The organism is Rhizobium sp. M1 (genome assembly GCF_002531805.1).
In the GTDB taxonomy this organism is placed as follows: Bacteria; Pseudomonadota; Alphaproteobacteria; order Rhizobiales; family Rhizobiaceae; genus Rhizobium; species Rhizobium etli_C.
Genome location: NZ_NWSW01000003.1, coordinates 213,806 through 234,144 on the forward strand (window position 1 = coordinate 213,806; position 20,339 = coordinate 234,144).

Below are 20,339 nucleotides of genomic sequence, written 5' to 3' on the forward strand. Positions count from 1 at the left end.
GCGTCCTCAAATTTAGATCGTCTTGCGTAATCTCTACCCAACATCATTGGAGAACGAGGGCTGCATGAGTGGACAGGATGCTGCCGGCGCTGGAGGCATCACCATTGTCATCATCGGTGGCGGCTTTACCGGCGCTGCCGTCGCGGCCCACCTCGTTGCCGATGGCAAGCTGGCGGCGGGTGCCAAGGTCGTGGTGGTCGAGCCCAGAGAGGATCTGGGCCAAGGTCTGGCCTATAGTACAAACGACCCTGCGCACCGGATAAACGTTCCCGCCGGTAAGATGACACTTTTCCCGGCGCGACCCGACGATTTCCTGAACTACCTCGCAGAATGTTCGACCGAGGTCGGCGACGAAGGGTTGATCGGTCGAGATGGCCTGCCTTATCCCAGGCGGTCCGTTTTCGGTGACTATGTGGCTGCCCGACTGCGCCCCTTGATCGCAGAGGGTCGGATCGAGCACTGGCGAGCGACAATCCAGACGGTTCGCCGAGACGGCCAGGCATATCGGTTGCGGGCTGTCGACGGGTCCGAAATTCGAGCCGATTTCCTGGTCCTTGCCGTCAGCCATCCGCCACCGGCCTTGCCCCGCGTGCTCGCGCCGTTGCACGGTAACGGCAAACTCGTCACGGATGTCACGGTCGCTGGTGCGCTGGCCGCCATCGCGGCGGCGGACCGTGTGTTGATTATCGGGAACGGCCTGACCGCGGCTGATGTCGTGGCATCGCTGAAGCGTCGCGGACATTACGGCCACATCACCTCTATCTCGCGGCGCGGTCTGCGTTCGCGCGGACACGGGCCAGCCGGGCGGGAGGCGCTGGGTGATTTCGTGACGGAACCCGCAATGACGGCGAGCGGCCTCTTGCGACGCGTGCGCGCAGGGGTTCGGGAGGCTGAGGCCAAGGGGCTGACCTGGCACTGTGTGCTCGATGCTGTTCGCTTGCAGGGACAAGCGGTGTGGGCCGCTTTGCCGATGGCCGAACGCCGGCGGATCGCCCGCCATGTCCGGCCGTTCTGGGACGTTCACCGCTTTCGCATCGCGCCGCAGGTGGAGGATGTGATCAACGATGCGCTCTCCAGCCGCAAACTTGAAATCCTCGCCGCTTCGGTCGCGGCGGTTGAGAGAACCGGCTCCGGCTTTACGGTGAGCCTACGACAACGGCATAAGCGAGATCGTCGTGAAATCACGGTCGACGCCATCGTCGTGACGACAGGGCCGGGGCATGGCGGTATTCTCGAGAGCCAGGATTTTTTGCGCGACCTTAGCGCCGCCGGCCTGCTTCAGCCCTGCCCGACGGGGCTTGGTATCGCCTGCAATGGTGACGCACATCCGATCTCTCGCAGCGGCAAAGCCGTTTCCGATGTGCTCATTGCCGGCCCTTTGGCCCGAGGAACCTGGGGTGAGCTGATGGGTCTGCCCCAGGTCACCGAACACGCCGTGTTCGTGGCGAACCGTATCAGACAGATCCTCGCCCATCGCTTCGATCACCGCGCCGCGGTGTTGCGGGCATCCTGAAGACTGCCGCGAGAGAACTGATCTTTTCGAAGCTGCCCGATAGTTGGAAGAAAATTCCTTATAAAAACTATAGAATTTCATAATCTCGGCGGAAATCTGTAACGGCTCCGCCGCCTTTTGACAGGACTGGAATAATGGCAATCGACAAGCCCCTCGACTTTCTATGGTTCATCCCCTCGTCCGGCGACGGTGCGTATCTGGGGTCGGACGATCTCAGTCGCCCGGCCGATCCCGGCTATTTCCGCGAGATCGCGAAGGCTGCCGACCGGCTGGGATATTCCGGCGTGCTTATTCCGACGGGTGCGGCGTGCGAGGAATCCTTCATTCTGGCCGCGGATCTCGCCGCCCACACCGAGCGACTGAAATTTCTGGTGGCCATTCGGCCGGGCACCGCATCGCCGGCCTATTATGCGCGCCTCGCCGCGACGCTCGACCGCGTTTCCAACGGCCGCCTGCTGATTAACATCGTGGTCGGAGGCAGTGCCCAGGAACTCGCCGGTGACGGCATTTTCCTGCCGCATGACGAACGCTACGATCATGCCGGCGAGTTCTTCCAGGTGTTCAACTCGCTGGTCGAGACCGGTAAGGCCAACCTCGACGGCAAGTATATCAAGGCCATCGATGCGAGACTTGGCCTGCCGCCCGTACAGGAACCGCGCCCTCCGCTCTATTTCGGCGGATCGTCAGACGCTGCGATCGCCTTTTCCGGCGGCATCACCGACAAGTACCTGACCTGGGGCGAACCGCCGGCGCAGGTGGCGGAGAAGATTGCCAAGGTCCGCAAGGCCGCCGCGGCGCAGGGCAAGCACGTCACCTTCGGCATCCGTCTTCACTTCATCGTTCGCGAGACCGATGAAGAGGCCTGGGCTGCCGCCGACCGGCTGATTTCCAAGCTTTCCGACGAAACGATTGCCGCAGCGCAGGAGGTGTTCGCGAAGAGCTCGGATTCGGTCGGCCAGGCGCGCATGGTCGCCCTGCATCAGGGACGCCGCGACAAGCTCGAAGTCTCTCCCAATCTCTGGGCGGGCATCGGTCTCGTCCGCACGGGCGCGGGAACCGCGCTGGTCGGATCTCCGAAAACGATCGCGGAACGTTTGAGGGAATATCAGGCGCTCGGAATCGATACCGTCATAGCCTCCGGCTATCCGCATCTGGAAGAAGCCTACCGGGTTTCCGAGTTGCTCTTCCCCGAAATCGGCCTGCCCGGCCCCCATGGGCAGATCCGCTCCTCCTTCGGCGAACGCCGGGTTTTCGGGGGCGGCGGACATGGTGGGAATGTGAAAATCGTATCCGCCTCCTGAGGAATTACCGGCGAACGCCTCCTGCCTCAAAGGGCCGCTGCCGACGCCGCTATTCGCTACATCTTCCGCACCACTCACACCGCCGCGCTGAAATCCGCTGCCAGCACCGCATCCTTCAGCGCGCGCGAATAGGGATGCTGCGGATTGTCGAGCACGGGGCGGGCCTGGCCGCGTTCGACGATTTCGCCCTTGCGCATGATGATGATGTTGTCGCTGATGTAGTAGGCGGTGGCGAGGTCGTGGGTGATGTAGATGATCGAAAGCCCGAGCTCGTTCTTCAGGCGGCCGAACAGGTTGACGATCGCCATGCGCAGCGAGGCGTCGACCATGGAGACCGGCTCGTCGGCGACCAGCAGGCGGGGCTGCGGGATCAGCGCGCGGGCGATGGCGACGCGCTGCAGCTGGCCGCCGGAGAGTTCGTGGGGAAAGCGGCCTTTCACCTCTTCGAGCGTCAGGCCGACGTGATGCAGCGCGGCATCGGCCATGCGCTCCGCCTCTTTCCGGTCCGGCCGCTTTGCCGAGGCGACGAAATTGCGGGCGGTCTCGAAGAGATAGCGGTCGACCCGCTTCAGCGGATTGAAGGCTTCGAACGGGTTCTGCAGCACCGGCTGGACCTCCTTCATGAAAGCCTTGCGTTCGGATCGGCTGTGGATGGAGACGGTTTTTCCGGAAAATTCCAGCCGCCCTTCCGTCGGCTCGGTCTGCCCGAGGATCATGGCCGCGATCGTCGATTTGCCCGAGCCGGATTCGCCGACGATCGACAGGATCTCCGGTTCCGCCCCGACTTCGAAGCTGACGTCCTTGACCGCAGTGATCAGGCGCCGGCCGAGCATGCCGCCCTGGCGGTAGATTTTCGTGACATGCGAGAGGTGAAGCAGAGCCGTCAAACCTGATCTCCCGTAACTGCAAAACAGGCCACGCGCCGCCCCGGCTCGACGGTGACCAGCGGCGGCACCTTCTGCGAGCAGATATCCATCCGCTTCGGACAGCGCGGATGAAAGCGGCAGCCTTCCGGCGGCATGGCAAGGTTCGGCGGACGGCCCTCCAGCGAGGGCCGCGCCGAGGCATCGCCGATGCGCGGCAGGCTGCCGACCAGATGCTGCGTATAGGGATGGAGCGGCATGCTGAAGAGCTTGGCGGTCGGCGCCTCCTCGACGAGGCGCCCGGCATAGACGATGCCGATGCGGTCGGAAACGGTGGCGTGGACGCCCATATCATGGGTGACGAACAGGAAGGACGAGCCCATCTCGCGCTGGATCTCGCGGATCATCGACAGCACGTCACGCTGGACGATGACGTCGAGCGCGGTCGTCGGCTCGTCGGCGATGATGAATTCCGGCGTCAGGATGGTGGCGAGCGCGATGGTGGTGCGCTGGCGCATGCCGCCGGAGAGTTCGTGGGGATAGGCATCGAGCAGGTGCGGATCGAGCTTCAGCCGCTGCAGATGCGCGGCGACCTTTTCGAAGAACACTTGCTTGCCGACCGGCATGTGGCGAAAGGCGAAATCGGTGAAGGAATGGCGGATCCGGCGCACCGGATTGAGCACGTTCATCGAACCCTGCATAATATAGGACAGATGCTTCCAGCGCAGCGCCATGCGCTCCTCCGGCTTCATCGCGTAGATATCCTGGGTGCCGCCGGCGAAATGGAATTTCACGTTCCCGGACACGACCCGAAGCGGCGGCCGGATGGCGCCGGCGATGGTTTTGATCAGGGTCGTCTTGCCGCTGCTCGATTCCCCGGCAACGCCATAGACCTCGCCGCGGCCGATCGTCAGGCTGATATCGTCGACGGCGCGCACTTCGCGATCGACGCCGTAAAGGAAGGCGCGGTAATAGGCTTTCAGATTCTGGATTTCGACCAAGGCATCCATACTAACTTCCCATCCGGTTCAGCCGGCTGCGCGGATCATTGTATTCGTTCATCGACATCGACAGCAGGAAGAGCGCCAGGAAGAGGATGACGATGACGGCGACGGGGGCGGCGACCCACCACCATATGCCTGAGATCAGCGCCGAATGCGCATTGGCCCAGTAAATCATCATGCCCATGGTCGGCGTCTCGATATCGGTGAAGCCGAGCACCGAGAGCGTGATTTCCATGCCGATCGACCAGATCATGTTGTTCATCGTCGTGGCGAAGACGATCGGCAGCACATAGGGCAGGTGCTCTTCGACGAGGATCTTGCGCATGCTCATGCCGGAGTAAACGCTCTGGGTGGTGAACGGCCGGGTCTTCAGACCGATCGCCACCGAGCGGATCAGGCGGGCGTCATAGGACCAGCCGAGCGAGGCCATGATGACGATCAGTGCGGCCCAGGTCATGCTGTCCTTCAGCACGAAGTAGAACAGGATCAGCAGCGGAAATTGCGGAATGACCATGACGCTGTCGTTGATCGCCATCAGCACCCGGTCGACTGCGCCGCCGGCATAACCGGCCACCAGCCCGACGACCAGCGAGATGATGCGCGAGAGAAAGGCGACGCCGATGCCGAAATAGAGCGTGTTGCGAAGACCGGTCGTCAGCTGCCAGAAAACGTCCTGGCCGCGCGATGTCGTGCCCAGCCAATATTCGCCGTCTGGCGGCATGTCGGGCGGCAGGAGATAGATGTCGGTCGAGCCATAGGGCGAGAAATAGGACAGGATGACCAGCCCGACGATCACGGCAAAAAGCAGCAGGCCGCAGAGGAATTCCATATTGTGGCGTGAGAGGTCGCGGATGATGGTAAACATGGCCTATTCCACCTTGATGCGCGGATCGATCAGCGGGCTCAGCACGTCGATGATGAAGACGGCGGCGGCGACGCCGACGATCGAGAGGGCGCTGAGGCCGAGCACCAGGCTGTAGTCGCCGGCATGCACCGCTTCGATCAGCAGATTGCCGATACCGGGATAGCCGAAGACGATTTCGGTGATGACGGTGCCGTTGAAGATGGCACCGAGCGACATGGCAAGGCCGGTGAATTGCGGCACCATGGCGTTGCGGGCGATATAGGAGCGGAGAATCTTGTTCTTCGGCACCCCGCCGAGTTCGGCGAAGGTGACGTAATCATCGGTGATGATGTTGGAGACGAGCGCCCGCATGCCGATCAGCCAGCTGCCAGTTCCGACGAGGATCAGCGACAGGGCGGGCAGGATGGAATGTTCGAGGATGTCGAGGACGAGCGCGAAAGAGAGGTCCAGATTGGTGTTCATCTCGTAGCCGCCAGTGATCGGCAGCACCGGCCAGAGATAGCCGAAGACGATGAGAAGCACGAAGGCAAGGATATAATAGGGAATGGGCAGCAGCGCGATGAAGACGAGGCTGACGCCCTTGAGCACCATGTTCTTCCTGTAGTAGCCGGCGAGCGCGCCGATCGCATTGCCGAGCACGAAGGTGATCAGCGTGGCGACCGTCATCAGCCCGATCGTCCAAGGCAGGGAGCGCAGGATGATTGTCGAAACGGGGGTCGGAAAGGCCGAGAGCGAGGGGCCGAGATCGCCTGTCGCAAGCCGCAGCCAGAAGTGCAGATATTGTTGCCAGATCGTGCCTTCCATGCCGTAAAGCTCGCGCAGCGACTGGCGCATCAGTTCGATCGCATTGGGATCGGACTGCCCCATCTGCGTGATGGCGCCTATGCTTTCTTCGACCGGATCGATCGGGGTCAGGTGGGTGACGAAGAAGGTGATCGTCACGCCGAGAAATACGACGAGCAGAAACTGACCGAACCGCTTCAGCACAAAGATCAGATAGGACGTCATAAGGCGGAGCTTCCTCTCTGGTTCCTTTCTGGAAAGGATCGACGAGCATGGCAGCTGGGGCACATGCCCGCCGATGAGGGGGCCGGCGCGATGGCTCACGCGCCGGCGTTGGGAGGTTTATTTCGGTTGAGCCGGCTTCAGCTTGACCATCATCAGCCTCGAATTCGCCCAGTTCGGCACCGGATCCGTATAGGGGTCCTTGATCGTCGGATAGCCGGTCCAATAGGTCGTATCCATCGAGGTGAAGACGTTATAGGACATCAGCGGGATCGTCGGCATTTCGCGGGCGACCAGCTTCAGATAGTCCTTGCCGAGCTCGATGCCTTTCGGATCGTCGGCACCGATGCCGCGGATGCTCTCGATGATTTTGTCGAGCTCCGGATTGGACCAGCGCTGCCAGTTGCGCGGTGGCTGGTTTTCACCCTTCTTCGCTACGAACTGCGAGTGCCAGCTTTCGAGGAAGAAGGAGAGGTCGGGATCGCCGCCCCAGGTCTCGACGCTCCAGGCGATCGCCACATCGAAATCGCCGGGCTGCAGCGCCGTCTGCCAAAGTTTCGCGGCGGGCACGGCCTTGGCGTCGATACCGAATGCCGCCCATTGCTGTGCGATCAGGGTTCCTGCCCGGGTGAAGACGGAGCGCGTGTCGCCCTCCACCGTCATGCGGATTCTGAACGGCTGACCATCCGGCGTCATCCACTTGCCGCCGGTTTTCTTGAAGCCGGCCTTTTCCAGAAGCTCGGTCGCTGCCTGCGGATCCGGCTTCCACCAGCCATAGCCGAAGGCGTCGCTGATCGCCTGCGGGTCGGTCGGGATCTGATCCTTGAACTTCGGCTGCTTGCGCAGGATATCGGCAATCTGTTGCCCGATGGTCGGGTCATACGGCTTGATCTTGCGCTTGCCGGTATCGATTTCGAAGTCCTTCAGCCAATCCTGCATCGGCGCCTGATAGTCCTTCATCGTGGCCGCCGTCGGCGGCACACCAAGCGCCGAGAGCGTCGCAGCGCCGCGGTAGCTCGCCATGTCGACCGCCTTGATGTCGATCAACAGGGCAAGCGCCCAACGCACATCGGCCTTGTCGAAGGGCGGGTTCTGCGTGTTGAAGATGACGGCCGGCAGCGTCGGATCCGGATGGGCGAAGGGGAATCCCGGGAACCAGGTGTCGACGGTCTTCGACTTCTCCTTGAGGGTGAACATGCCCTCCGGCGTGTTGTCGTGAATGATATCGAGATTGTGCTCGAGCTGGGCGATCGTCCGCTTATCCGGCGGGCCTGGATCGGTATAGGTGACGTATTTCGGGGCCGGCTCGCCGAAGCGGGCAAGCGAGGTCCGCTGCCAGTCGTCGCGCTTCTCCCAGGTATACCACTGGCCCTGAGGGTCGTAGGCCTTCAGCTTGTAGGCGCCGAGCGAGACCGGATTGGCGAAATCGTAGCGAAGCGGATCCTCCACCTTCTCGAAGACATGCTTGGGCATGATCCAGGCGCCGTTCCAGCGCACCGTGAAAATCGAATGGAAACGCGAATTCGGCTTCTTCAGCTTGAACACCACGGTCTGGGGATCGGTCGCCTCGACGCTTGCCACCTGCACCGTGAAGGCCGCACTCCAGACCATGCCGGGATGATCCATCTGCGTCTTGACGGTATAGACCACGTCATCGGCCGTGAATTCCACGCCGTCGCTCCAGTAGAGCCCCTTGCGCAGCTTCACGGTCATCTCGGTGAAGTCGGCATTATATTGCGGCTTGTCGGCGGCGAGCGAATTGTCCCAGCTCGCGCCGCCAAGCCCTTGTTCCGGGTCGATATACCAGAGCGTATCCATGGTCAGCTGCTGCAGGCCGGTCGAAACCCCGCCGCCGCCATTGACCCAGATGTTGAACCAGCCGGGATTCTTGATCGTCCCTTCCGGATTTTCGACGATGAGCGTCTCCTTGCGCGGCAAGGAGGTGTATTCTTGGGCTCCGGCCACTGCGGTCAGGCCGATGGTGGCCAGCACGAAGCCGAATGCAAACCTCTTCCACTTTTGCATGAACTCCTCCCTTGAAAGCGATCATGCCGCGGCCGCAGGGGCACGCATGGGCATGTCGCGGTTGCCGGTTCGCAGAAGCCTCGGAACTTCCATGTCTTCGGCGAACCATCCCTCCGGCCCGTCTGCCTCCTCGCAGCCGAGCCGAATTCTCAGCCAAGCCGATTGGCCGGCCCGGCGGCTGTCACACCGACAGCCGGATGACGTTATAAGACAGCGGTTTCAGCGCCGCCCGCACCCGTCCATCCTCAACCCTCGCGCTCTCGACCTTGGCGGGCACGACCGTTTCCGGCCGCCGCGCCGTATTGACGGCTTCGAGATCGCCATGGGCCATCTCCACCTGCTCGATCAGCCGGGCGCCGCCAAAGCCTTCCAGCCGCACGTCGAGATCGAGCGCCGTGTCCGGATGGCGGTTGACGGCAAAGAAGGTGAGCGTCCGGCCATCCTCCGAATGGACGGCCGAGACGTCGAGATAGGGAACCTCGTTCTCCTCGTCGCTGTCATAGGTCGGGCCATCGACGACCAGCTGCAGCGCCGAGCCGCGCCCATAGCGGGAGGCGTAGTAGAAGGGGTAATAGATCGTCTGGCGCCAGGCAGCCCCGCCATCCTCGGTCATGATAGGGGCGATGACGTTGACGAGCTGGGCGATGCAGGCGATACGCACCCGGTCGGAACGGCGGATGAAGGTGTTGAGGATGCCGCCGACCTGCAGCACGTCCTCGAAATTATAGACGTCTTCGAGCAGGTGCGGCGCATCCGGCCACTCGTCGCGCGCCAGGATCTCCTTGTCCTGCTGGTTGGAATGATACCAGACGTTCCATTCATCGAAGGAAATGCCGATCGTCTTCTTCGAGCGCTTCTTCGCCTTGATATAGTCGATCACGCCGCCGATCGTGGTGATGTAGCGGTCGAGCTTGGTCGCCCGAGCGAGATAATTCAGCGTGTTCTTCTCGCGGTTGGCGAAATACATATGCAGCGAGATATAGTCGGCGCTGTCGTAGCACTGCTCGAGGACCTGTGCCTCCCAATCGGGATAGGTCTTCATGTCGGAATTGGACGAGCCGCAGACCACGAGTTCGAGCGACTTGTCGAAGCCGCGCATCGCCTTGGCCGTCTCATCCGCCAGCCGGCCATATTCATAGGCCGATTTGTGGCCGACCTGCCAAGGGCCGTCCATCTCATTGCCGAGGCACCACAATTTGACATCGTGCGGATTGGCCCAGCCGTGTTTGCGGCGCAGATCCGACCAATAGGTGCCGCCGGGATGATTGCAATATTCGAGGAAATTGCGGGCGGCATCGAGGCCGCGGGAGCCGAGGTTGACGGCGAGCATCGGCTTGGTGTTCGCCTTCTTGCACCAGTCGACGAATTCGTTGACGCCGATCTGATTGGCTTCGCGGGTGCGCCAGGCAAGGTCGAGACGAACCGGGCGCTCCGAACGCGGGCCGACGCCGTCTTCCCAATTATAGGCCGAGACGAAATTGCCGCCGGGATAACGGCAGTAGGGCGTGTCGAGATCACGGACGAGGTCGAGAACATCGCGGCGGAAACCGTCCTCATCGGCTGTCGGATGTCCGGGCTCGTAGATGCCGCCGTAGATCGCTCTGCCGAGATGCTCGAGGAATGAACTGTAGAGCCTGGCGTCAATGGTCGCGATGCGGAAATCGCGGTGGGCAACGACATTCGTCTTCAACGGATCCTCCCATTTATGTATCAGAAATTTTGTTTTCTTGCCCCTAACTTGATATCAGGAATGTCGTTCTGTCAACCGAGCTACATCTTTTATCATACTAATTCATTTTTCGGTAAAAATAACGTATTTACAGTATATTATCGTATCTCATCCATCGCGAAATCGAAAAACAACCGGCGTTTTTAAATCAAAATTTCCGATATTGATTGATCACACATGGAGCCGCATGATGATGTCGCGCCCGTGATTTCCGAAGCCACGGCCGAAAATATTGACGCCGCCGGTATGGCCGGCATTCTCGGCGATGCCGACGCGTAGCCGGATGGAGGAATGCTGGCCGAGCGCGAGATCGCCGAGCGTGACATTCGATGCGGCGACACCGTCGATGAAGGTTCCGCGCGTCGAGATGCGCCAGGTCTTCATCATCCCATATTGCGAGCCCTCGAGCTTCCACCAGGCCGGGGTGAAGACGCCGCGCTTGTCGCCGTAATCGCCAGGCGACGTCCAGGTTCCGATCGCCATGCCATTGACCCAGAGCGTGATGTCGGAGGGCCAGTCCGGATTGGTGCCGGGCACCTCAGACGACAGCTCTAGCGAAAACTCGATGGCGCGAATATCCTTGTTCAACACCTTGGCATTGTTGGGGAATTTATACTCGACATAGCCTCTTCCGAACCAGACGAGCCCGGCCTGCATGCGCTGCGGATCGAGGAAATAGTCCGGCACATCGAGGGGGCCGATGACGCTCTCGCTGGAACAAAGGCCGCATGGCGCATGGACGTCGCAACTGGTGTAGAGTCCCACCGGCATCTCGACTTCGATGATGTTGTTGGCTCGTTGCGCCGCACTTTCCTCGAAGCTGATCAGGATCTCGCTGTAGATCGCCGAGCAGATCTTCTGGTTCCCCTTCCGCGCTTTTGCCAGCTGCGAGTCGACAAGCCGTGCGTCTTCCAAAATCTGAATGCCGGTGGCGACCGTGGATTGGGGGAGAGACAAAGCGCGCGCGATATCGTTGATATTCATCGGCCCCTTGGCGCAGAGCAGCTTGAGAATCTCGATCCGCGCCGGGGCAGAAAGTGCGCGGATCGCCTCACTATTCTCGCCGGCGGCAATCGTCAAAAACGAACGTTCCATCATTCCCCCAATGATTCCGATGAAATGATGTATATCGGAAATTATGATACATCAAGAGGGAACGGCTGCGCCGGCCGTGATAACCCGTGTAGGCCTGGAATTCTACGCGCGGAGGGTTAGCGGATTTCCCACGGATTGAGGATTTGCAAGCCAATTCCCTCAAAATCGGACACGTTGCGCGTTGCGAGCGAAGCGCCGCGCGAGATGGTAATGGCTGCGATCTGTGCATCGAACTGGCTGATCGGCCTGCCAGCCTTGCGGCGATCGGTGGCAATGATGGCGTAGACGTCTGCCGCGTCACGATCGAATGGCAGGACGCGGCCGCTCATATCCTCGTTGAATATTGGCAGGATTGCCGTTTCGAGATCACTCCGGCGCCGCCCGTGAGGAAGGAGACGCAAGCCATGTAGAATTTCCGCTTCGGTAATCGCGGTCGTGAATACCGATGATGCATGTTGTACGCCCAGCCATTTGCTCACAGCCGCATTCGGTACGGGGTGTGAGCAGTTCCGAAATGACGTTGGTATCGAGAATGATCACACGTCAAAGTCCGGCGTGTCACGGATCGGCTGCCGGGGCGGAATTTCGAGCTCAATTCCGCCGACCGATTGCAGGCGGGCGCGGATAGTATCGGCGAGATTGCGCGCCTCCGGCTCGGTGGTCGCAAGTGCCGTACGCAGAATATCGCGTGCTTCGTCTTCCATTGAACGGCCATGCGTCGCGGCGCGGACGCGCAGCCGCTGCTTCAATCCCTCATCGAGATTGCGGATCGTCATGCTGGCCATGCCTCCATTCATCAATGACAGCATATAAATCATTGATTGCAGGTTCAACGGCCAGCGGATGCGTTCCCGTTCTCAGGTCCCACAGAAAGGGTAGGGCGCGGGTCAATGCCCTCCGACCGGGGCCGCTCGCTTTAAGCCTGCCGTCAACGGTGCAGGAGCGGCCGCAATGCGGCCTGCGTTTCCTTCAGCAATGGCAGATAGCGTGCCTTCATCTCCGCCGCCGGGACGAGGGCGGCCGGCGCGCCGATATTGATCGCCGCGACCGTTTCGCCGCGGTCGTTTTCCACGGGCACGGCAATCGAGCAGAGGCCGATCTCCAGCTCCTGATCGATCACGGCGTAGCCGTCCGCGCGCACGCGCCGGAATTCGGCAATGAGTTCCTCGGGATCGGTCTTGGTATTGGCAGTGTTTTGCTTCAGCTCGCTGCGGGCAAGGATGGCGCGGGCCTCGCTTTCGGGAAGGGCTGCGAGCAGCACGCGGCCCATTGAGGCGCAATAGGCCGGCAGGCGGCTGCCCGGGGTGAGATTGATCGACATGACCCGGCGCTGCGAGGCCCGGGCGACATAGACGATTTCGATGCCGTCGAGCACGGAGGCCGAAGCGCTCTGGCCGGCGCGTTCCGAGAGATGATCGAGATGCGGCTGCAACAGCGCCGGCAGCGGCGTCGCTGAGAGATAGGCATGGCCAAGCCGCAGGATCTTCGGCGTCAGGGTGAAGAACTTGCCGTCATAATCGGCATATCCAAGCTCGGCGAGCGTCAGCAGCGAGCGGCGTACGGTGGCGCGGTCGAGCGCCGTCAGCTTCGAGGCCTCGGCGATCGAGAGCCGCTGCCGTGTCTCGCCGAAGGCTTCGATGACTTTCAGACCGCGGGCAAAGCCGCTGACGAAATCGGTTTCGCGCATGGTTTTCAATCTCCAATCAATGCTTTCATTTTGTGCGATATATGAACAAATGTCAAATATCGCACAAAATATCTTGCAGAATGCCCCTGCCGCGCTTTATCTCTGAACAGGAAGACGGGATGGCGAGCTGCCCACCCGATCGAGCCAAGGAGAATCCGGCATGGACAAGACAGTCGGGAGCACGGCGCAGGCCGTCTCCGAGATCGGTGACGGCGCGACCGTCATGATCGGTGGTTTCGGCGGGTCGGGGGCACCGATCGAATTGATCCACGCTCTGATCGACAAGGGCTGCAAGGATCTCACCGTCATCAACAATAATGCCGGCAACGGCCGCATCGGCATCGCGGCGATGATCGATGCCGGCATGATCAGAAAGATGATCTGCTCGTTCCCGCGCTCGTCGGATCCGCGCGCCTTCACCGACAAATATCTGGCCGGCGAAATCGAGCTCGAACTGGTGCCGCAGGGAACGCTGGCCGAGCGCATCCGCGCCGGCGGGGCCGGCATTCCGGCCTTCTACACGCCGACGGCCTATGGCACGGAGCTCGCCGAGGGCAAGGTCATCGCCGAATTCGACGGCCGCCATTATGTGCAGGAACGCTGGCTGAAGGCCGATTTCGCCATCGTCAAGGCTGCGGTCGGCGACACACACGGCAACCTCACCTACAACAAGGCCGGCCGCAACTTCAATCCGCTGATGTGCATGGCGGCGGCGAAGACCATTGTCCAGGTCTCATCGATCGTGCCCGCCGGCGGCATCGATCCCGAGCATGTGGTGACCCCCGGCATCTTCGTCGACCGTGTCGTTGCCGTTCCCAATCCGCAGCAGGAAGAAGAGCTCATTCGAGCCGGAGTGGCCTACGTATGACCGTCGATATCAGAGACATCAAACTCACCAATGCGCAGATCGCCTGGCGCGCCGCCCAGGATATCGCCGACGGCGCCTATGTGAACCTCGGCATCGGCTTTCCCGAAATGGTCGCCCGCTATCAGCCGCCCGGCCGTGAAGCGATCTTCCACACCGAAAACGGCATCCTGAATTTCGGCGAGCCGCCGGCGGAAGGTGAGGAGGACTGGGATCTGATCAATGCCGGCAAGAAGGCGGTGACGCTGAAGCCGGGCGCGGCCTTCTTCCACCACGCCGACAGTTTCGCCATGGTGCGCGGCGGCCATCTCGATGTCGCCATCCTCGGTGCCTATCAGGTCGCGCAGAATGGCGATCTCGCCAACTGGCGCGTGGGCAGCAAGGGCGTGCCGGCTGTCGGTGGCGCCATGGATCTCGTGCACGGCGCCAAGCAGGTCTGCGTCATCACCGAGCACGTCACCAAGACGGGCGAGCCGAAGCTGGTGGAGAAATGCACCTTCCCGCTGACCGGTGTGGCCTGCATCACCCGGGTCTATACCAGCCACGCCGTCATCGACATCGTCAACGGCCGCTTCGTCCTGCGCGAGAAGCTGGCCGCGATGTCTGAGGAGGAATTGCAGGCGATGACCGGTGCGCCGCTGCATGTCGACGGGCCGGTTGCCGATCTCGTCGTTCCGAAACTCTAAGGGAAAAGCCATGACCGAAGCCTTTATCTGCGACTATATCAGGACGCCGATCGGCCGCTTCGCCGGCTCGCTCTCCCAAGTGCGCGCCGACGATCTCGGCGCCATCCCGCTGAAGGCGCTGATGCAGCGCAACGGCGCCGTCGACTGGGAAGCCGTCGACGACGTGATCTTCGGCTGCGCCAACCAGGCGGGTGAGGACAACCGCAATGTCGCGCGCATGTCGGCGCTCCTGGCCGGCCTGCCGATCGCCGTGCCGGGCACGACGATCAACCGACTGTGCGGCTCCGGCATGGATGCGGTGATCACGGCCGCACGCGCCATCCGCGCCGGCGAGGCCGAACTGATGATCGCCGGCGGCGTCGAAAGCATGTCGCGCGCGCCCTTCGTCATGCCGAAGGCCGAGACGGCCTTTTCGCGGACGGCCGAAATTCACGACACCACGATCGGCTGGCGTTTCGTCAATCCTGTGATGAAGAAGCAATACGGCGTCGATTCCATGCCGGAGACCGGCGAGAATGTCGCCGCGGACTATCATGTCAGCCGCGAGGATCAGGATGCCTTTGCGGTGCGCAGCCAGGCTAAGGCCGCGGCCGCCCAGGCGAGCGGACGATTGGCGAAGGAAATCACCCCGGTCACCATTCCGCAGCGCAAGGGCGATCCCGTCGTCGTCGACAGGGACGAACATCCGCGTGCGACGACGATGGAGACGCTGGCGAAACTCGCCACACCCTTCAAGAAAGAGGGGGGCACGGTCACCGCAGGCAATGCCTCCGGCGTCAATGACGGCGCGGCGGCACTGATCGTCGCTTCGGAAGCGGCGGCGCGGAAATATGGCCTGACGCCGATCGCCCGCATCCTCGGTGGCGCCTCCGCCGCCGTTCCTCCGCGTGTCATGGGCGTCGGGCCGATCCCGGCTTCGCGCAAGCTGATGGCCCGGCTCGGCATGAGCCAGGAACAGTTCGACGTCATCGAACTCAATGAAGCCTTTGCCAGCCAGGGCCTGGCGGTGCTGCGCGCGCTCGGCATTGCCGATGACGATCAGCGGGTCAACCGCAATGGCGGCGCCATCGCGCTCGGCCATCCCTTGGGCATGTCGGGCGCCCGCATCACCGGCACAGCGGCGCTGGAGCTTGCCGAAGCCCGCGGAAAATACTCGCTGTCGACGATGTGCATTGGCGTCGGGCAGGGGATCGCAATCGCACTGGAAAGGGTTTGAGGGCGCGGCACGTCAGATCCCGAGAGACCGCCACATCCCCAACTCCCGGCGTTCCGGCGCCATAGCCACCTTATCACAGGCGCAGATCCTGGGACCGGATGTCCCATTTGGCCGATGCACGAGGGCAGAATGGTAGCAGGAGAGCCAGGGTACTCGCCGCGGCAGCGTATGACACTCCGCGCGGCGTCTCAGCCCTCTAACACTCTTTCATGACGCTCGCGCAATGAGTTGAAGACGCTTCCGGGCAGCCTTAGTTTCGTATCTTCGAAAAAACGCCGGTTCAACGCGTCGAAGTCTGCATCCGGATCGGCCGTAACCAAGGCGATCTCGTCAAAGAAATCCAGTTCGGAGTCCGAAAGCGTTGAATTTGGTGCGGGTTGTGCACCCCAAACGTCCCAGGGCAGGACTTCGCGACCGTTGAGGGTGGCGAGGTCGCGGATCAGGTTACCAGCGATGAACCACAGACCACGAAGCTGCGCGAACTCGATGCCGAACAAGTTCGGATCGAGTTCTCCGGTGCGGCATCTGCGCCAGGCGTCGGACGCGGTCAAAAACTGGTCGCGTGGAACGTCATGGATGTCGAAGCCAATTCCGAGCTTGCGGATGAAAACCTCGTCGAGCTGGCTGTCCAGCAGCGCCCAGCGTCCATCACTCGCGCTCCAGTATTCGCAAACCCAGTGATCTTCGAATTTGCCGGGATTAAAGTAGGCGCCGAACCCTCCACGGCCTCGAGCGGGAACGCCGTGGTGGCGAAGGATTGCGATGGACAGTAACATGTAGTGGCGGCAAATGCCGACCAGGCGCTTCCCGGGCGCCCGGGCACAGGAAAGCGGACGATCGTCAAGCGCCAGCAACGCATCAACCATCTTCTCGATCGGGCGGATATGGCTTTCGGCGCGGCGCGCGTCGGGAACCTTGTAACCATAGAGTGGTTCTGCGGCGTGTTCGTAGATCAGCAGAGCCTGCACCGTGCGGGCGACCCCCGATGGATCGGACGGCAGCATATCGAGGAGTGCGGAATGGCGCCCGGGCGCGCTGAAGATTGAATGCTTCGTATAATGTTGAAGCTTGCGATGCTGAGCGCGGTCGTTGTGCTCGCGATGGTTGGAAAGGATTTTGACGTTCATATTACAACCTCCTGCGGGGCCAGATGCCGCGCCTGTTCTGCCACAGCGTTCAATCGGGTGTTTGATCCGCGTTGCGGAGGTTTGAGCGCTGGTTCGTCCGCCCGCGGTGCATCTCAGGCGAGCATCGCGGCATCACGGCACCGGAGCTTTCGGGAGCCGCGCGAAAGTCGCTGGCGGCGTTGTGGATCTGCGCCAGGCAGGCGATAGCAATTGCACTCGCGTACTCGAAAAAGGTCTGAGGCTGGTTACGCGTGGGGCTTCCGGCACGTGCCGGCAGATCCGGGTCGGTTGCGCGCCAGATCAGGCTTCGCTAGAAATCGGGCATGCTGATCCGACCTGCAAACAACGACGACCGAAGTGCCATCTGGAGGATCATCGGCCCGACGATCCGTGCCGGCGAGACCTATGCGCTCGACCGCGATCTCTCCGAAACCGATGCGCTCGCCTACTGGATGGGGCCGGACCGCGAGACCTTCGTCGCGGAAGAGGGCGGCGTCATCCTCGGCACCTATTACATCAAGGCCAATCAGGCCGGCGGCGGGCGCCATGTCTGCAATTGCGGCTATATGACCGATGCCGCGGCGGCTGGCCGTGGCGTCGCCCGCCGCATGCATGAGCATTCCCTGGAGCATGCCCGCGAAAGGGGCTTTCGGGCGATGCAGTTCAATTTCGTCGTCAGCAGCAATCGCCGCGCCGTCGAGCTGTGGCAATCGCTTGGCTTCGACATCGTCGGCCGGCTTCCCGGCGTCTTCCTCCATCCGACCGACGGTTATGTCGACGCACTTGTGATGTTCCGCACCCTGTAGGATTGTCCGAAAAAAGATGGGAGGGCGGTGTCGAATTCGCGGCGCTCCAAACGTCATTGATCGTAGGCGAAATGCGGCAAGCCGGCCGCATCGTCGCGATCACTGTCGGCATGGAGGTTGGAAGCCATGAGTGTTCCCTATCGTTGGGTCATCGTCGCCGTCGGCGCTTTGATGTCGTGCGTGGCAATCGGCGCGATGTTCTCGCTGGCGATTTTCCAGGAGCCGATCGCGAGCGCGACCGGCTGGTCGCATGTCGGCATTGCCAGCGCGATGACGCTGAATTTCATCGTCATGGGTTTCGGCGGCTTCCTCTGGGGTGCGGCCAGCGACCGCTTCGGGCCGCGCATCGTGGTGATGATCGGATCCGTGCTGCTCGGTCTGGCGCTGGTGCTCGCCAGCCGCGCCGAGACGCTCATGCAATTCCAGCTGACCTACGGACTCCTGGTCGGATTGGCCGCCAGCGCCTTCTTCGCGCCGATGATCGCGGCGACGACCGCCTGGTTCGACGTCAATCGCGGGCTTGCCGTGTCGCTCGTCTCCGCCGGCATGGGCGTCGCGCCGATGACGATCTCGCCTTTCGCGCGCTGGCTGATTTCGGCCTATGAATGGCGGCCCGCGATGCTGATCATCGGCATTGCAACCTGGGTGCTGCTGGTGCCGGCCGCCCTGCTGGTCAGGCAGCGCCCGCTTGCCGAAACCGCCGATGCCGGTACCGAGTTCGCCGCGGAGGGTGCCCGGCCTCAGCTGTCGAAGGTCTTCCGCTCGCCGCAATTCATCGTGCTCGGCCTCACCTTCTTTGCCTGTTGTGCGGCCCATTCCGGGCCGATCTTCCACATGGTGAATTATGCGACGATCTGCGGCGTCGCTCCGATGGCCGCCGTCAGCATCTACAGCGTCGAGGGCCTGGCCGGTCTCGGCGGCCGGCTGCTCTATGGCAGCCTTGCCGACCGGATCGGCGTGAAGCCGGTGCTGGTCGCCGGCCTCGCGGTGCAGGCCGGGGCGCTGGCGACCTATCTCTTGGTCAGCGAGTTGACCCAATTCTATGCGCTCGCCATTGTCTTCGGCAGCGCCTATGGCGGCGTGATGCCGCTTTATGCGGTGCTGGCGCGGGAATATTTCGGCCAGCGCATTATCGGCACCGTCTTGGGCGCGGCGACGATGCTCTCCAGCCTCGGCATGGCCTTCGGTCCGCTGATCGGCGGCTGGATCTTCGACACCTTTGCCAATTATTCCTGGCTGTTCATTGGCTCTGCCATGGTCGGCCTCGGAGCGGCGGCGATCGCGCTGGCCTTCCCGCCGCTGGCCAGCCAGAAGCCGCAGCCGGCCTTGGGTGTGGCTCCTTGATGAGGTTCCATTCCGATCGAGGAGGTCTGCGAGACCAACGCCCCTCCCAACCCCTCCCCACAAGGGGGAGGGGCTACACTGCGGTCCCCGGCAGTGATCAAAAGGAGTGGTCCTGCGGGCTGTTACCGTTCGACGAATTGGTACGATGGAGGGTTACCTGAAGTGGTGCGGCACGCTAGCCCCTCCCCCTTGTGGGGAGGGGTTGGGGAGGGGTCTTGGTCGGCCCGCACCGGCCAGCCACGACATCCCCCTCCATACAAATCTCCGGCTTTCGTGCATTGCCCTTCGCCGATTTCGGCTGGTAGACTTCCCCTGTCTGTTTCATCACCTATGTCCTTTGTTTTCGGGAGGCTGTCCTAGCCATGGCAGAACTTGCTCAATTGCTCGCATCCATCAGACTGCCGGATCTTGCCGGCAAGGCGGTTTTGATCACCGGCGCCTCGACCGGCATCGGGGCGGCGCTCGCCCGCGCCTTTGCGGCACAGGGCGCCAAGGTCGGCGTGCATTATAATGCCAGCCGCGAGCCGGCGGAGAAGCTTGGCGAGGCGATCCGGGCTGCCGGCGGCACCGTGCATCTGATCCAGGGCGACGTGTCGCGGGAAGGCGAGACGGAGCGGGTCGTCGAAGAGACGGCGAAGACCTTCGGTCATCTCGACGGCCTCATCAACAATGCCGGCGGCATGCTGGGGCGCAAGCCGACTTCGGAATATACCGACGCGCATTATGCCGCGGTGATGGATCTCAATGCCCGCTCGGTGCTGGCGGCGACGCGTGCGGCCCATCCCTGGCTGAAAAAGCAGGGCGGCTTCATCATCAACACCACCTCGATCGCCGCCCGCAACGGCGGCGGCAATGGCGCGATCCTCTATGCGGCGTCCAAGGGCTTCGTCTCGACGATCACCCGCGGTCATGCCAAGGAATTCGTCGCCGACAGGATCCGCGTCAATGCCGTAGCGCCGGGCGTCATCGCCACTCCTTTCCACGAGCGTTATACCGATGACGAGCAGATGGAGCTGCAGCGCAAGTCGATCCCGATGGGTTTCGTCGGCACCTCGGAGGATTGCGTCGGCGCCTATCTGTTTCTCGCCTCGCCGACACTTTCAGGCTACATCACCGGGCAGATCATCGAGGTCAATGGCGGTCAGCTGATGCCATAAGTCATTCTCGCCGGAGGTTCTCTCTTCCTTTTCCCTCGCAAGGGAACTTTC

Annotated in this window: 18 protein-coding genes and 1 pseudogene; 8 read left to right on the forward strand and 11 right to left on the reverse strand. The window is 62.1% G+C overall.

All coding sequences use genetic code 11. From position 1 onward, the window contains the following. The first annotated feature begins 64 nt into the window (after window positions 1-64). Window positions 65-1,513 carry an FAD/NAD(P)-binding protein gene (locus CO655_RS04915; protein ID WP_097606581.1) on the forward strand — a complete coding sequence of 483 codons (1,449 nt, stop codon included), beginning with the start codon at window positions 65-67 and terminating at the stop codon, window positions 1,511-1,513. Between the two features lie 131 nt (window positions 1,514-1,644). Then, window positions 1,645-2,814 (forward strand): FMNH2-dependent alkanesulfonate monooxygenase, encoded by a 1,170-nt coding sequence (ssuD, locus tag CO655_RS04920; RefSeq protein WP_097606580.1) that lies wholly within the window; start codon window positions 1,645-1,647, stop codon window positions 2,812-2,814. A gap of 74 nt (window positions 2,815-2,888) precedes the next feature. Here ssuD and CO655_RS04925 read toward each other — a convergent pair whose 3' ends face one another. The 10 genes and pseudogenes from CO655_RS04925 to CO655_RS04970 all read right to left on the reverse strand — a co-directional run bounded on the left by CO655_RS04925 (window position 2,889) and on the right by CO655_RS04970 (window position 13,087). After that, a complete protein-coding gene (locus CO655_RS04925) occupies window positions 2,889-3,701 on the reverse strand; it encodes an ABC transporter ATP-binding protein (RefSeq protein ID WP_097663988.1) in 813 nt (270 codons plus the stop codon). Continuing rightward, window positions 3,698-4,687, reverse strand: coding sequence for an ABC transporter ATP-binding protein (locus tag CO655_RS04930; RefSeq protein WP_097606578.1), 990 nt, complete (start codon window positions 4,685-4,687; stop codon window positions 3,698-3,700). The genes CO655_RS04925 and CO655_RS04930 overlap by 4 nt, the downstream gene beginning before the upstream one ends. 1 nt (window position 4,688) lies before the next feature. Continuing rightward, window positions 4,689-5,546, reverse strand: a complete 858-nt coding sequence (locus CO655_RS04935; protein ID WP_097606577.1) for an ABC transporter permease — start codon at window positions 5,544-5,546, stop codon at window positions 4,689-4,691. A gap of 3 nt (window positions 5,547-5,549) precedes the next feature. Next, window positions 5,550-6,554 (reverse strand): ABC transporter permease, encoded by a 1,005-nt coding sequence (locus tag CO655_RS04940; protein WP_097606576.1) that lies wholly within the window; start codon window positions 6,552-6,554, stop codon window positions 5,550-5,552. 117 nt (window positions 6,555-6,671) lie between these two features. After that, window positions 6,672-8,576: an ABC transporter substrate-binding protein gene (locus CO655_RS04945; RefSeq protein ID WP_097606575.1), complete on the reverse strand. Its 1,905-nt coding sequence runs from the start codon at window positions 8,574-8,576 to the stop codon at window positions 6,672-6,674. Window positions 8,577-8,757: 181 nt separating this feature from the next. Further along, window positions 8,758-10,266, reverse strand: a complete 1,509-nt coding sequence (locus CO655_RS04950; RefSeq protein ID WP_010033088.1) for an alpha-N-arabinofuranosidase — start codon at window positions 10,264-10,266, stop codon at window positions 8,758-8,760. A 210-nt stretch (window positions 10,267-10,476) separates the two neighbouring features. Further along, window positions 10,477-11,403, reverse strand: coding sequence for an ArsR family transcriptional regulator (locus tag CO655_RS04955; protein WP_176539219.1), 927 nt, complete (start codon window positions 11,401-11,403; stop codon window positions 10,477-10,479). A gap of 113 nt (window positions 11,404-11,516) precedes the next feature. Beyond that, window positions 11,517-11,940, reverse strand: a pseudogene (locus CO655_RS04960) (type II toxin-antitoxin system VapC family toxin). Next, on the reverse strand, window positions 11,937-12,185 hold the full coding sequence (locus tag CO655_RS04965; protein WP_097606740.1) for a plasmid stabilization protein: 249 nt from the start codon (window positions 12,183-12,185) through the stop codon (window positions 11,937-11,939). Before CO655_RS04965 ends, CO655_RS04960 begins: the two are co-directional and overlap by 4 nt. A gap of 143 nt (window positions 12,186-12,328) precedes the next feature. Beyond that, the gene (locus CO655_RS04970) at window positions 12,329-13,087 is read right to left on the reverse strand and encodes an IclR family transcriptional regulator C-terminal domain-containing protein (protein ID WP_097663989.1); all 759 of its coding nucleotides are present in this window, start codon (window positions 13,085-13,087) and stop codon (window positions 12,329-12,331) included. Window positions 13,088-13,247: 160 nt separating this feature from the next. Between CO655_RS04970 and CO655_RS04975 the strand changes: the two genes are divergently transcribed. From CO655_RS04975 to pcaF, 3 genes are read left to right on the forward strand one after another with little or no spacing between them, the layout of a single operon-like run. Continuing rightward, window positions 13,248-13,955: a 3-oxoacid CoA-transferase subunit A gene (locus CO655_RS04975; RefSeq protein ID WP_097663990.1), complete on the forward strand. Its 708-nt coding sequence runs from the start codon at window positions 13,248-13,250 to the stop codon at window positions 13,953-13,955. After that, complete coding sequence (locus CO655_RS04980) at window positions 13,952-14,638, forward strand: CoA transferase subunit B (protein WP_097663991.1); 687 nt, start codon at window positions 13,952-13,954, stop codon at window positions 14,636-14,638. The genes CO655_RS04975 and CO655_RS04980 overlap by 4 nt, the downstream gene beginning before the upstream one ends. Window positions 14,639-14,648: 10 nt before the next feature. Beyond that, window positions 14,649-15,854, forward strand: coding sequence for a 3-oxoadipyl-CoA thiolase (pcaF, locus tag CO655_RS04985; protein ID WP_097663992.1), 1,206 nt, complete (start codon window positions 14,649-14,651; stop codon window positions 15,852-15,854). 188 nt (window positions 15,855-16,042) lie between these two features. On the opposite strand, the gene CO655_RS04990 is transcribed toward pcaF, so the two are convergent. Continuing rightward, entirely contained in the window at window positions 16,043-16,981 is a 939-nt protein-coding gene (locus tag CO655_RS04990) for a transglutaminase domain-containing protein (RefSeq protein ID WP_097663993.1), read from the reverse strand. Between the two features lie 323 nt (window positions 16,982-17,304). On the opposite strand from CO655_RS04990, the gene CO655_RS04995 reads away from it, so the two are divergent. The 3 genes from CO655_RS04995 to CO655_RS05005 all read left to right on the forward strand — a co-directional run bounded on the left by CO655_RS04995 (window position 17,305) and on the right by CO655_RS05005 (window position 20,288). Then, complete coding sequence (locus CO655_RS04995) at window positions 17,305-17,787, forward strand: GNAT family N-acetyltransferase (RefSeq protein WP_097606569.1); 483 nt, start codon at window positions 17,305-17,307, stop codon at window positions 17,785-17,787. A 126-nt stretch (window positions 17,788-17,913) separates the two neighbouring features. Then, window positions 17,914-19,131 (forward strand): MFS transporter, encoded by a 1,218-nt coding sequence (locus CO655_RS05000; protein WP_097663994.1) that lies wholly within the window; start codon window positions 17,914-17,916, stop codon window positions 19,129-19,131. Between the two features lie 362 nt (window positions 19,132-19,493). Then, window positions 19,494-20,288: an SDR family NAD(P)-dependent oxidoreductase gene (locus CO655_RS05005; RefSeq protein WP_097663995.1), complete on the forward strand. Its 795-nt coding sequence runs from the start codon at window positions 19,494-19,496 to the stop codon at window positions 20,286-20,288. The last annotated feature ends 51 nt before the right edge of the window (window positions 20,289-20,339 follow it).

Coding starts and splice junctions, on each gene's coding strand:
- CO655_RS04955 (WP_176539219.1), bottom strand. CDS start 11,403: ATGATGGAACGTTCGTTTTTGACGATTGCCGCCGGCGAGAATAGTGAG.
- pcaF (WP_097663992.1), top strand. CDS start 14,649: ATGACCGAAGCCTTTATCTGCGACTATATCAGGACGCCGATCGGCCGC.
- CO655_RS04930 (WP_097606578.1), bottom strand. CDS start 4,687: ATGGATGCCTTGGTCGAAATCCAGAATCTGAAAGCCTATTACCGCGCC.
- CO655_RS04935 (WP_097606577.1), bottom strand. CDS start 5,546: ATGTTTACCATCATCCGCGACCTCTCACGCCACAATATGGAATTCCTC.
- CO655_RS04990 (WP_097663993.1), bottom strand. CDS start 16,981: ATGAACGTCAAAATCCTTTCCAACCATCGCGAGCACAACGACCGCGCT.
- CO655_RS04940 (WP_097606576.1), bottom strand. CDS start 6,554: ATGACGTCCTATCTGATCTTTGTGCTGAAGCGGTTCGGTCAGTTTCTG.
- CO655_RS04965 (WP_097606740.1), bottom strand. CDS start 12,185: ATGGCCAGCATGACGATCCGCAATCTCGATGAGGGATTGAAGCAGCGG.
- CO655_RS05000 (WP_097663994.1), top strand. CDS start 17,914: ATGAGTGTTCCCTATCGTTGGGTCATCGTCGCCGTCGGCGCTTTGATG.
- CO655_RS04980 (WP_097663991.1), top strand. CDS start 13,952: ATGACCGTCGATATCAGAGACATCAAACTCACCAATGCGCAGATCGCC.
- CO655_RS04945 (WP_097606575.1), bottom strand. CDS start 8,576: ATGCAAAAGTGGAAGAGGTTTGCATTCGGCTTCGTGCTGGCCACCATC.
- CO655_RS04995 (WP_097606569.1), top strand. CDS start 17,305: ATGCTGATCCGACCTGCAAACAACGACGACCGAAGTGCCATCTGGAGG.
- CO655_RS04915 (WP_097606581.1), top strand. CDS start 65: ATGAGTGGACAGGATGCTGCCGGCGCTGGAGGCATCACCATTGTCATC.
- CO655_RS04970 (WP_097663989.1), bottom strand. CDS start 13,087: ATGCGCGAAACCGATTTCGTCAGCGGCTTTGCCCGCGGTCTGAAAGTC.
- CO655_RS05005 (WP_097663995.1), top strand. CDS start 19,494: ATGGCAGAACTTGCTCAATTGCTCGCATCCATCAGACTGCCGGATCTT.
- CO655_RS04975 (WP_097663990.1), top strand. CDS start 13,248: ATGGACAAGACAGTCGGGAGCACGGCGCAGGCCGTCTCCGAGATCGGT.